Origin of the sequence: Streptomyces araujoniae (assembly GCF_050871195.1) — a bacterium.
Taxonomy (GTDB): Bacteria; Actinomycetota; Actinomycetes; order Streptomycetales; family Streptomycetaceae; genus Streptomyces; species Streptomyces bacillaris.
Window position 1 is genome coordinate 4,566,406 of record NZ_CP194070.1, and the last position, 11,457, is coordinate 4,577,862.

The 11,457-nt window shown below is 74.0% G+C and carries 10 protein-coding genes; 6 read left to right on the plus strand and 4 right to left on the minus strand.

The window, feature by feature from the left end; all coding sequences use genetic code 11:
- Positions 1–110 precede the first annotated feature (110 nt).
- The gene (locus ACQ9ZG_RS19590; RefSeq protein ID WP_499280955.1) at positions 111–1,031 is read right to left on the minus strand and encodes a LysR family transcriptional regulator; all 921 of its coding nucleotides are present in this window, start codon (positions 1,029–1,031) and stop codon (positions 111–113) included.
- A gap of 139 nt (positions 1,032–1,170) precedes the next feature.
- Here ACQ9ZG_RS19590 and ACQ9ZG_RS19595 point away from each other — a divergent pair, with 139 nt between their 5' ends.
- Positions 1,171–2,142, plus strand: coding sequence for an EamA family transporter (locus ACQ9ZG_RS19595; RefSeq protein WP_028416869.1), 972 nt, complete (start codon positions 1,171–1,173; stop codon positions 2,140–2,142).
- 39 nt (positions 2,143–2,181) lie between these two features.
- On the opposite strand, the gene ACQ9ZG_RS19600 is transcribed toward ACQ9ZG_RS19595, so the two are convergent.
- The 3 genes from ACQ9ZG_RS19600 to ACQ9ZG_RS19610 form a co-directional block, all read right to left on the minus strand.
- Positions 2,182–2,904, minus strand: coding sequence for an NUDIX domain-containing protein (locus ACQ9ZG_RS19600; protein WP_109916965.1), 723 nt, complete (start codon positions 2,902–2,904; stop codon positions 2,182–2,184).
- Positions 2,905–3,029: 125 nt separating this feature from the next.
- Positions 3,030–3,464 carry a type II toxin-antitoxin system VapC family toxin gene (locus tag ACQ9ZG_RS19605; protein ID WP_109916966.1) on the minus strand — a complete coding sequence of 145 codons (435 nt, stop codon included), beginning with the start codon at positions 3,462–3,464 and terminating at the stop codon, positions 3,030–3,032.
- Entirely contained in the window at positions 3,461–3,703 is a 243-nt protein-coding gene (locus tag ACQ9ZG_RS19610; protein ID WP_109916967.1) for a ribbon-helix-helix domain-containing protein, read from the minus strand. Before ACQ9ZG_RS19610 ends, ACQ9ZG_RS19605 begins: the two co-directional genes overlap by 4 nt.
- Before the next feature lie 207 nt (positions 3,704–3,910).
- On the opposite strand from ACQ9ZG_RS19610, the gene ACQ9ZG_RS19615 reads away from it, so the two are divergent.
- The 5 genes from ACQ9ZG_RS19615 to ACQ9ZG_RS19635 are packed head-to-tail and all read left to right on the plus strand — an operon-like array spanning position 3,911 to position 11,335.
- Positions 3,911–4,750, plus strand: a complete 840-nt coding sequence (locus tag ACQ9ZG_RS19615) for a TIGR03084 family metal-binding protein (RefSeq protein WP_499280957.1) — start codon at positions 3,911–3,913, stop codon at positions 4,748–4,750.
- A gap of 38 nt (positions 4,751–4,788) precedes the next feature.
- Positions 4,789–6,519 (plus strand): acyclic terpene utilization AtuA family protein, encoded by a 1,731-nt coding sequence (locus tag ACQ9ZG_RS19620; protein ID WP_109916249.1) that lies wholly within the window; start codon positions 4,789–4,791, stop codon positions 6,517–6,519.
- Entirely contained in the window at positions 6,516–8,114 is a 1,599-nt protein-coding gene (locus tag ACQ9ZG_RS19625) for an acyl-CoA carboxylase subunit beta (protein WP_109916247.1), read from the plus strand. The genes ACQ9ZG_RS19620 and ACQ9ZG_RS19625 overlap by 4 nt, the downstream gene beginning before the upstream one ends.
- Positions 8,115–8,159: 45 nt before the next feature.
- Positions 8,160–10,166, plus strand: a complete 2,007-nt coding sequence (locus ACQ9ZG_RS19630; protein WP_499280958.1) for an acetyl/propionyl/methylcrotonyl-CoA carboxylase subunit alpha — start codon at positions 8,160–8,162, stop codon at positions 10,164–10,166.
- Positions 10,163–11,335: an acyl-CoA dehydrogenase family protein gene (locus ACQ9ZG_RS19635; RefSeq protein ID WP_028416861.1), complete on the plus strand. Its 1,173-nt coding sequence runs from the start codon at positions 10,163–10,165 to the stop codon at positions 11,333–11,335. The genes ACQ9ZG_RS19630 and ACQ9ZG_RS19635 overlap by 4 nt, the downstream gene beginning before the upstream one ends.
- Positions 11,336–11,457 lie beyond the last annotated feature (122 nt).

Here is an 11,457-nt window from a genome sequence, read left to right on the forward strand (position 1 = left end):
CGCCTGACGTCGGTCGTCGACCCCGCGCCGGCCCGCGCCTTCTCCGGCGAGGCGAGCCACGGCGGCACCGGCTGGGCCGTGCGCCGTACGGCCCCCGGTGGCCCCGGGACTCACCCCCGCGCCACGATCTCCCGGGCCAGGGCGGCCAGTTTCGGCAGGGCGGGGTGGCCGGGGCCGTCGCGGTGGGCGAGGAGGACGGGGACGCCCGGGGCGTCGTCGAGCGGCACGTAGGCGACGCCCGGGTGCGGGTGTATGGCGGCGGTGGAGGCGGCCGAGACCCCGCTGCCGCGCCCGGCGGCGATGGCGGCCAGCCAGTCGTCGGTGTTGGCGACGGTGAGGGTGGCGGCGGGCCGGGCGTCCGGCGGCCACAGTTCGGGGGTCGTGATGCCGGAGACGGTGTTCAGGACGACGGGGCCGTCCACCAGGTCGGCCAGGCGCAGCGACGTACGGGAGCCGAGCGGGCCGTCCGCCGTCACCGCCGCCACCCGGCCCTCGGTGAACAGCACCTCGGTGACGAGCCCCGGCGCGTGGACCGGTCCGCGCAGCAGCGCCGCGTCGACCTCGCCCCGGGTGAGCCCGGCCGTGCGGTCGTCGATCCGGAGCAGCTCCAGCGGGGTGGCCGGGTGGCGCTCCCGCCAGGCGCGGAGGAGCGGTGTGGTGTACGGGCCGAAGGCCGACCAGGCGTGCCCGAGCCGCAGGGGCCAGTGGCGCAGCCGCCCGGTGTCCAGCGCCTCGTCGAAGGCGGCCACCGCCGCGGCGGCCTTGTCCCGGAAGGCGACGCCCTCGGGGGTGAGGGCGAGATGGTGGGTGGAGCGGTCGACGAGCCGGAGGCCCAGGTGGCGTTCGAGGGCGGCGAGCGTGCGGGAGACGGCGGGCTGGGTGAGGCCGAGGTGCGCGGCGGCCCGGGTGACGTTGCCCTCCTCGGCGACGGCGAGGAAGGCCCGCAGATGACGCAGCTCGACGGCCCGGGAGGCGGGGGCCGGGTGGTGGCCGGGGGGCGCGGTGCGGTCCGGGTCCTCGGGACGGCTCATGCGGTGCGCTCCCATCGGCTCATGCGCCCGGAGCATAACGGGAGCGCAGAAGTCATTTCACGGGAGGCGCGCGGGTCTCTACCGTGGGTGGGCGCGGGCGTGCCGCCCCGCCGCTCCCCGTACCTCCGAAAGGCCGCCCGTGAACGTCCAGCGCAGTGCTCCGGAGCCGGCCTCCGCCGCGGCGGCCGTCGCCGTACCCGAGGCGGCACCCGCTCTGGACGCCGCCGGCCGGAAGGGCTCCGGACCGGGCAGGGGCGCGGCGCTGGTGCCGGTCGCGCTGGTGGTCGCGGGTGGCCTGTCGGTCCAGTTCGGCTCGGCCGTCGCGGCGCTGCTGATGCCGAAGGCGGGCGCGCTGGGCGTGGTCACGCTCCGGCTGGCGGCGGCCGCGCTGATCCTGCTGGTGGTGTGCCGGCCGAAGGTGCGCGGCCACTCACGCGCGGACTGGGGCACGGTGCTCGCCTTCGGCGTGGCGATGGGCGGCATGAACACGCTGTTCTATCAGGCGCTGGACCGCATCCCGCTCGGTATCGCCGTCACCCTGGAGGTGCTCGGCCCGCTCGCGCTCTCCGTCTTCGCCTCCCGCCGCCTGATCAACGTGGTCTGGGCGGGGCTCGCCCTGGTCGGCGTGGTCCTGCTCGGCGGCGGGGGCTTCGACCGCCTCGACCCGGTCGGCGCGGCGTACGCGCTGGGGGCCGGGGCGATGTGGGCGGCGTACATCGTCTTCAGCGCCCGCACCGGCCGCCGCTTCCCGCAGGCCGACGGGCTGGCCCTGGCGATGGTGGTCGCCGCGGTGCTCTCGCTGCCCCTGGGCATCTGGGAGTCCGGCGCCAAGCTCACCGTCCCCTCCACCCTGGCGCTCGGCGCGGCGGTGGCGGTCCTCAGCTCCGTCCTCCCGTACACCCTGGAACTCATGGCCCTGCGCCGCCTGCCCGCCTCCACGTTCGCCGTCATGATGAGCCTGGAACCGGCCATCGCGGCCGCGGCGGGCTTCCTCATCCTCAACCAGGCCCTCTCCACGACGGACGCCCTCGCCATCGCCCTGGTCATCGGGGCGAGCATGGGCGCGGTGCGCAGCCAGACCGGGGCGCGGAAGCGGAAGAAGAAGGCGTGACCGTCGCGGCGGCGCGCCCGGGACCGGCCGCCGACGGGCTCACCACGTGCAGGGCGCCCGGAGGTCGGTGACCGAGTCGGCCAGTTCGGCCGGGGGCGTGGGCCAGCCCGTACGGTGCCAGTGCTCGATGCGCCAGGAGAGGCGGCGCGGCCAGAGGGGGAGGGCGGGCAGGTCGGGCACGGGGATCCAGACCGGGGTGCCGCCGTAGGTGTCCAGGGTCTCGGCGGGGCCGATGCCGCCCTCGGCCGTCAGGAGGAAGTAGTGCTCGTGCCGGCCCTCCTTCCAGACCCGTGCCACCTTCCGCTCGACGCTGCCGTGGAGGCCGGTCTCCTCGCGGAGCTCCCGTACGGCGGCCTCCTCCGGTGTCTCGCCCGCCTCCACCCCGCCGCCCGGGATCTCGTAGTGCGGGCCGCCCTCGTCCGGCTCCCGGAAGTGGATGAGCAGGAGGTGCCCGTCCCGGATCACGATCGCACCGGCCCGGACCCGTACGGGAGGAACGGCCGCCGGATCGGCCACCTTCACCTCCACCGCCTCCGCCGGTCCGGCCCCCTGCGCCCAGGCCCGCAGGACGGCCTCCGCCGTACCGGCCGGCCCTATGCGGGCGTGCAGGGCCTCGGTCAGGGTCAGCGCGCGCAGGGGGCCGGCGGGCCCCGTCGCCGTACCGGGAAAGAGGTAGCGGACGTGATCCGCCTCGCGGTGTTCCTCCAGGACGAGCCGGTCGCCGTCGAAGTGCGGTTTCACCAGGTGGGGTTCGGCAGTCATCGGCGGAGGGTAGCAGCGGCGGGGCGGACGGGCGCCGGTGCGTGGCCGCGATCCGGCCGTGACGGGGGAGCCGCAGCGGGCCTGTGCCGACCGGGCGTGGAGGCGTGTGCCGGGAGCGGGAGGCCTCAGTGGTCCGCGGGCACGATCCGGAAGGCGTCCAGCCCCGGCGTGAGCGGGGTCATGGCCCGGAAGTCCCGCTGGTCCAGGGTGAAGATCCGGTCGGTCCGATAGCGGTCGGCCAGGACCACCCCGACCGCGTCGGCCAGGTCCAGCCGCAGGCCCTCGTACTTCTCCCGGACCTCGTGGGCGGTACGGAGATCCGCGAGCTTGAGTTCGGCGAGGCGGTACTGCCCGTCGTCCATGCGGGAGTTCAGCGCCTCCATCACCTGCAGGGCGGCCGGGAACCCCAGGTCGCGGTGGACCAGGTGGTCCAGCTCGGTGACGACCAGGGGTGAGATGGCCAGCCTTTCGTGTTCCAGGATCCTTGCCGCTGCGGAGTGCTCCGGCTGTGCGGCATCGAAGGCGGCGTAGAGGGCGGAAGTGTCGGCGACGATGATCAACGGCGTGCGGCCCGTTCCTTGATGTGCTCGTACACCGAGTCGTCCATCTCGTCCGGTGTGCGGGGCCGCCCGCTGTCGAAGACCGGCAGCTCAAGGCTCCGCTTCGGCCGCTCCGCGTGCTCCAGGAGCAGGGCGATGCCGCGCCGGATGAGCTCGGCCTTGCTGATACCGGTCGCGGCCGCCTCGGCGTCGAGCCGCACTTCCAGATCCTCCGGAAGGTACACGGTCGTCTTTATCATGCAGCCAGCTTACCACCCTGCCCTACGTAGGGCAGGGTGGTGCTTCGGCCCATACGTCCCGCCTCCCTGGCGCGTGTGACCGGGCCCGGTGCCGACGAGGCCGATGGGTCGACGGGTTCGGGCAGAAAATCATGCAAGCGTGCTTGATTGTTTTCTGGCGCGCTGCCATGCTCCTGGGCACCACACCCGGTCCCGAGGGGAGCGCACGTGTCCGATGTCGCAGCGGTGGTCGACGATCTGCGCGAGGAGAGCGGCGAACTCGACGCTCTGGTCGGTGCGTTGGGTGACGAGGCCTGGCGGGGGGCGACGCCCGCCGAGGGGTGGACCGTCGCCCACCAGATCGCCCACCTCGCCTGGACCGACGAGGTCGCGCTGCTGGCCGCCACCGAGCCCGAGCGGTTCGGGGACGAGGTGGCGAAGGCGCTCGCCGCCCCCGACGCCTTCGTCGACGAGGCCGCCGGCGCCCTGGTCGCCGCCCATGCCCCGCAGGCGCTGCTCGCCCGGTGGCGGGAGGGGCGGCGGCGGCTCGACACGGTGCTGCGGGAGGCCCCGGCGGGGACCCGGATCCCCTGGTACGGGCCGCCGATGAGCGTCGCCTCCATGGCGACCGCCCGTCTGATGGAGACCTGGGCCCACGGCCAGGACATCGCCGACGCCCTCGGGGTCACCCGGACCCCCACCGCCCGGCTGCGGCATGTCGCCCGGATCGGGGTGCGGGCCCGGAACTACGCCTACGCGGTACGGGGGATCGAGGCGCCCGGGGAGGAGTTCCGGGTCGAACTCCGCTCTCCAGAAGGTGAATTGATCGCGTACGGCCCCGAAGACGCCACCCAGCGGGTCACCGGGCCGCTGCTGGACTTCTGCCTCCTGGTCACCCAGCGCGCCCACCGCTCCGACCTCGCCGTCACCGCCGAGGGGGGCGAGGCCGACCGGTGGCTCTCCATCGCCCAGGCCTTCGCCGGACCGCCCGGACCGGGCCGCCCGCCCCGCGCCCAGGAAGCCGTACATGCCGCGCGCGACGAGCACGCCGTACGAGGTGACCGGTGACCGCTCCCGGCCCGGCCTCGGCCCCCGGCCCCAACCCGGTGACCGCCCCCGCCCCCGTCCTCCGCATCGGCAACGCCTCCGGCTTCTACGGCGACCGTTTCGACGCCGTACGCGAGATGCTCACCGGCGGCCCCCTCGACGTCCTCACCGGCGACTATCTGGCCGAGCTGACCATGCTCATCCTCGGCCGCAGCCGCCTCAAGGACCCGGAGAAGGGGTACGCCACCACCTTCCTGCGCCAGTTGGAGGAAGGGCTCGGCCTCGCCCATGAGCGCGGGGTGAAGATCGTGACCAACGCGGGCGGGCTGAATCCGGCCGGACTGGCCGACGCCGTGAGGAAGTTGGCGGCCAAGGTCGGGGTTCCCGTCACCGTCGCCCATGCCGAGGGCGACAGCCTGCCCGTGCCCGACGGGTTCCTCACCGCCAACGCCTACCTCGGCGGGGCCGGGATCGCCGCGTGTCTGCGGGCCGGGGCCGACATCGTCGTCACCGGCCGGGTCACGGACGCGGCCCTCGTCACCGGACCGGCCGCCGCCCACTTCGGCTGGGGGCCCGACGACCTGGACGCCCTCGCCGGGGCCGTGGTCGCCGGGCACGTCCTGGAGTGCGGTACGCAGGCGACCGGCGGCAACTACGCCTTCTTCGGCCGGCACGACGTGCGCCGCCCCGGCTTCCCGCTCGCCGAGATCCGCGCCGACGGGTCCTCCGTGATCACCAAGCACGCCGGTACGGGAGGCGTCGTCGACATCGGGACGGTCACCGCCCAACTCCTGTACGAGACCGGGGGAGCCCGGTACGCCGGACCCGACGTCACCGCCCGCCTCGACACCGTACGGCTCACCCCCGACGGCCCGGACCGGGTGCGCGTCGACGGGGTACGGGGCGAGGCCCCGCCGCCCACCCTCAAGGCCGGACTGACCCGGCTGGGCGGCTGGCGCAACGAGGTCGTCTTCGTCCTCACGGGGCTGGATGTGGAGGCCAAGGCCCGTCTCGTGGAGGGGCAGTTCGCGGATGCGCTGGAGCGGGGCGGGGGACGGATGCCCGCCGAGGTGCGGTGGGAGCTGGTCCGTACCGACCGGCCCGACGCCGACACCGAGGAGGGGGCCAGCGCGCTGCTCCGGCTCACCGTCCGGGACCAGGACGCGGAGGCGGTGGGCCGGGCGGTCTCCGGGGCCGCCGTCGAACTGGCCCTCGGCAGCTACCCGGGCTTCCACGTCACCGCCCCGCCCGGAAAGGGCGCGCCCTACGGGGTGTTCGAGGCGATCCCCGTACCGGTGGAAGAGGTCGAGCACATCGCCGTGCTGCCGGACGGAAGCCGCACGCCCATCGAACCACCGTCCCGTACTCAGGAGTTGGCCGACGTCGACGCGCCGCCGCTCCCCGGCCCGTATCCGTCCTCCGGCCCCACCCGCCGCGCTCCGCTCGGACTCGTCGCCGGAGCCCGCAGCGGGGACAAGGGCGGCGACGCCAACGTGGGCGTCTGGGTGCGCGACGACGACGCCTGGCGGTGGCTGGCGCATGAGCTGACCGTGGAGAGGCTGAAGGAACTCCTGCCTGAGACCGCGGACTTGTCCGTCGTACGCCATGTCCTGCCCAACCTGCGGGCCCTCAACTTCACCGTGCACGGGCTCCTGGGCGAGGGCGTCGCGTCCCAGGCGCGGTTCGACCCGCAGGCCAAGGCGGTGGGGGAGTGGCTCCGGTCGCGGTGGCTGCCGATCCCCGTGGCCCTGCTGGACGGCGCCGACCCCGTACCGGAGGTGACCGCATGACCGTCCTGCCCACCGCGCTCGACACCGACAGCCCGGAGTACGCGGCCAATCGGGCCGCCCTGCTGGAGAAGATCGCCGCTCTGGAGGCCGAGCACGCCAAGGCGCTCGCGGGCGGCGGCGAGAAGTACGTGACCCGCCACCGCAAGCGCGGCAAACTCCCGGCGCGCGAGCGGATCGAGCTGCTCGTCGACCCCGACACCCCGTTCCTGGAGCTGTCGCCGCTGGCCGCCTGGGGCAGTGACTACGCCGTCGGCGCCTCGCTCGTCACCGGGATCGGGGTGGTGGCGGGCGTCGAGTGCCTGATCACCGCCAACGACCCGACCGTACGCGGCGGGGCGTCGAACCCCTGGACGCTGAAGAAGGCCCTGCGCGCCAACGAGATCGCCTTCGCCAACCGGCTGCCCGTCATCAGCCTGGTGGAGTCGGGCGGCGCCGATCTGCCCTCCCAGAAGGAGATCTTCATCCCGGGCGGGGCCCTCTTCCGGGACATCACCCGGCTCTCGGCGGCCGGAATCCCCACCGTGGCCGTGGTGTTCGGCAACTCCACCGCCGGAGGCGCGTACGTCCCCGGGATGTCCGACCACGCCGTGATGATCCGCGAGCGCTCCAAGGTCTTCCTCGGCGGACCGCCCCTGGTGAAGATGGCCACCGGCGAGGAGAGCGACGACGAGTCCCTCGGCGGGGCCGAGATGCACGCCCGGACGTCGGGGCTGGCCGACCACTTCGCCGTCGACGAGCAGGACGCGATCCGGCAGGCCCGGCGGATCGTCGCCCGCTTCAACTGGCGCAAGGCGAACGGCGATCCCGGGCCCGCCGAGCCGCCGAAGTACGACGAGGAGGAACTGCTCGGGATCGTGCCGGGCGATCTGAAGGTGCCCTTCGACCCGCGCGAGGTGATCGCCCGGCTGGTCGACGGCTCGGACTTCGACCCGTTCAAGCCGCTGTACGGGACGAGCCTGGTCACGGGGTGGGCGCGGCTGCACGGCTACCCGGTCGGCATCCTCGCCAACGCGCAGGGGGTGTTGTTCAGCGAGGAGTCGCAGAAGGCCGCCCAGTTCATCCAACTCGCCAACCAGCGGGACATTCCGCTGCTCTTCCTCCACAACACCACCGGCTACATGGTCGGCAGGGAGTACGAGCAGGGCGGCATCATCAAGCACGGTGCGATGATGATCAACGCCGTCGCCAACTCCCGGGTCCCGCACCTGTCGGTGCTCATGGGCTCCTCGTACGGGGCCGGGCACTACGGCATGTGCGGGCGCGCCTACGACCCGCGCTTCCTCTTCGCCTGGCCGAGCAGCAAGTCCGCCGTCATGGGCCCGCAGCAGCTCGCCGGGGTCCTCTCCATCGTGGCCCGCGCGTCGGCCGCCGCGAAGGGGATGCCGTACGACGACGAGGCGGACGCCGGGCTGCGCGCCATGGTGGAGCAGCAGATCGAGACCGAGTCGCTGCCGATGTTCCTGTCCGGGCGGCTGTACGACGACGGCGTGATCGACCCGCGCGACACCCGGACCGTCCTCGGGATGTGCCTGTCCGCGATCCACACCGCACCGGTCGAGGGCGCCCGCGGCGGCTTCGGCGTCTTCCGGATGTGACCCGCACGTGAGGCCCCCGAGGAACCGTCCGGATGTGACCCGCGCATGAGGAGAGACGTGATCCACACCCTGTTCGTCGCCAACCGGGGCGAGATCGCCTGCCGGATCTTCCGCACCTGCCGTGACCTGGGCATCACCACGGTCGCCGTGTACTCCGACGCGGACGCCGACGCCCTGCACGTACGCGAGGCGGACCTCGCCGTACGGCTGCCGGGGGCCGCCCCCGCCGACACCTATCTCCGCGGCGATCTCGTCGTGGCCGCCGCCCTGGCCGCCGGGGCGGACGCCGTGCACCCCGGCTACGGCTTCCTCTCCGAGAACGCCGCCTTCGCCGCCGCCGTGCAGGACGCGGGGCTCGTCTGGGTGGGCCCGCCGGTCAAGGCGATCGAGCTGATGGCCTCCAAGACCCGGGCCAAGGAGCTGATGGCGGGGGCCGGGGTGCCGCTGCTGGCCCCGGTGGACCCGGCGACGGCGGGCCCGGACGATCTGCCGCTGCTGCTGAAGGCCGCCTCCGGCGGGGGCGGCCGGGGCATGCGGATCGTCCGCGAACTGGAAGCGCTGGGAGGCGAGTTGCTGGCGGCCGCCGCCGAGGCAGCGTCGGCCTTCGGGGACGGGGAGGTGTTCGCGGAGCCGTACGTGGAGCGGGGCCGGCACGTCGAGGTGCAGGTCATGGCGGACGCGTACGACACCGTGTGGGCGCTCGGCACCCGGGACTGCTCGCTCCAGCGCCGCCACCAGAAGGTCATCGAGGAGGCCCCGGCGCCCGGCCTGGACGACGCCCTGCGCACCCGGCTCCACGACGCGGCGGTGGCGGCGGCGCGGGCGGTGGGCTACCGGGGGGCGGGGACCGTGGAGTTCCTGGTCTCGGCCGGGGGGCGGCCGTACTTCCTGGAGATGAACACCCGCCTCCAGGTCGAACACCCGGTGACGGAAGCCGTGTTCGGCGTCGACCTGGTCGCGCTGCAACTACGGGTGGCGGAGGGGGAGCCGCTCCCGGCCCCGGAGCCGCCGTCGCCCGCGGGCCACGCCGTCGAGGCCCGGCTCTACGCCGAGGACCCCGCGCGCGACTGGCAGCCGCAGACCGGAGCACTGCTCACGCTGGAGGTGCCGGACGCGCCCGGCCTGCGCCTGGACACGGGGTACACCGGCGGCGACACCATCGGCGTCCACTACGACCCGATGCTGGCCAAGGTCATCGCCCACGCCCCGACCCGGACGGCGGCGATCCGGCTGCTCGCCGGGGCCCTGGAGCGCGCCCGCATCCACGGCCCCGTCACCAACAGGGCTCTGCTCGTACGGTCGTTGCGCCACCCGGACTTCGTGGCGGGCCGCCTCGACACCGGCTTCTACGACCGCCATCTCCCGGCCCTCACCGCCCCCGGCGACGGCGATCCGGCGGCGGCCGCCCTCGCCGCCGCCCTGGCGGAAGCCGTGGCCGCCCCCGCACACACCCCCGCACATGCCCCCGCCCCCACGCCCAGCCGCTTCGGTGCCTGGCGCAACGTCCCCTCCCAGCCCCAGGTCAAGCGCTACCGCAGCGAACCCGACGGCACCGAGCACGAGATCGCCTACCGCACCCCGCGCACGGGCATCCCGGAGCCGTACGAGGCCGACAGCGGCACCCGGGCCGTCTCCGTCACCCCCACCCGCGTCACCCTCGAACTCGACGGCGTGACCCGCCACTTCGACCTCGCGTACGACCGGGACCGCGACCGCGTCCACGTGGACACCGCCGGAGCCTCGTACACCCTCACCGCCCTGCCCCGCTTCACCGACCCCACCGCACAGACCGACCCCGGCTCCCTCCTCGCCCCCATGCCCGGCACCGTCGTCCGCCTCGCGGAGGGCCTGGCGCCGGGGGCCGTGGTCGAGGCCGGGCAGCCGCTGATCTGGCTGGAGGCGATGAAGATGGAGCACCGCATCCTCGCCCCCGCCTCCGGCACCCTCACCGCCCTGCACGCCGCCCCCGGCCACCAGGTCGAGGTGGGCGCCCTGCTCGCCGTAGTCCAGGAACGCGCCGATGGCGCCCCCGTACCGGAGGAGACCGCATGAGCACCGTCCGCACCGCCGCACTCGAGACCGAAGAGCACCAGGCCCTGCGCGCCGCCGTCGCCGCCCTCGGCAAGCGGTACGGGCGCGACTACATGACCACCGTCATCCGCGAGGGCTCCCACACCCGCGAGCTGTGGGCGGAGGCCGCCAAGCTGGGCTACCTCGGCGTGAACCTCCCCGAGGAGTACGGCGGCGGAGGCGGCGGCATGGCCGAACTCTCCATCGTGCTCGAAGAACTGGGCGCCGCGGGCTCCCCGCTCCTGATGATGATCGTGTCGCCCGCGATCTGCGGCACGGTCATCGCCCGGTTCGGCACGGACGAGCAGAAGCGGCAGTGGCTGCCGGGCCTGGCCGACGGCACCCTCACCATGGCCTTCGGCATCACCGAGCCGGACGCCGGCTCCAACTCGCACCGGATCACCACCACCGCCCGCCGCGACGGCACGGACTGGGTCCTCACCGGCCGCAAGGTCTTCGTGTCGGGCGTCGACATAGCCGACGCCACACTGATCGTGGGCCGTACGGAGGACGCCCGGTCCGGGAAGCTGAAGCCCTGCCTGTTCATCGTCCCGCGCGATGCGGAAGGCTTCGGCCGCAACGCGATCGACATGGAACTCCACGCCCCGGAGAAGCAGTTCGAGCTCGTGCTCGACGACGTGCGGCTGCCCGCCGACGCCCTGGTCGGGGACGAGGACGCGGGGCTGCTGCAACTCTTCGCCGGGCTGAACCCCGAGCGGATCATGACGGCCGCGTTCGGGATCGGTATGGGCCGGTTCGCGCTCGGCCGGGCCGTGGAGTACGCCCGGACCCGCCAGGTCTGGAAGGACCCGATCGGCGCCCACCAGGCCATCGCCCACCCGCTCGCCACCGCCCACATCGACCTGGAGCTGTCCCGGCTGATGATGCAGAAGGCGGCCAGGCTCTACGACGAGGGCGACGACATCGGGGCGGGCGAGGCGGCCAACATGGCGAAGTACGCGGCGGGCGAGGCCTGCGTCAAGGCGGTCGACCAGGCGGTCCACACCCTCGGCGGCAACGGCCTGACCCGCGAGTACGGTCTCGCCTCCCTGATCACGGCCTCCCGGGTGGCCCGGATCGCCCCGGTCAGCCGGGAGATGATCCTGAACTACGTCTCGCACCAGTCGCTGGGCCTGCCGAAGTCGTACTGAGGCCGAGCCCCCTCCGGAGCCCCTTCCCTCCGGCCTCCCTCCCTCCGGCTCCCTCCAACTCCCTCCGGCCTCACTCCAGCCACTGCCGTCCGACCTCTCCCGGATCCCCGCCCCCAGGGGTG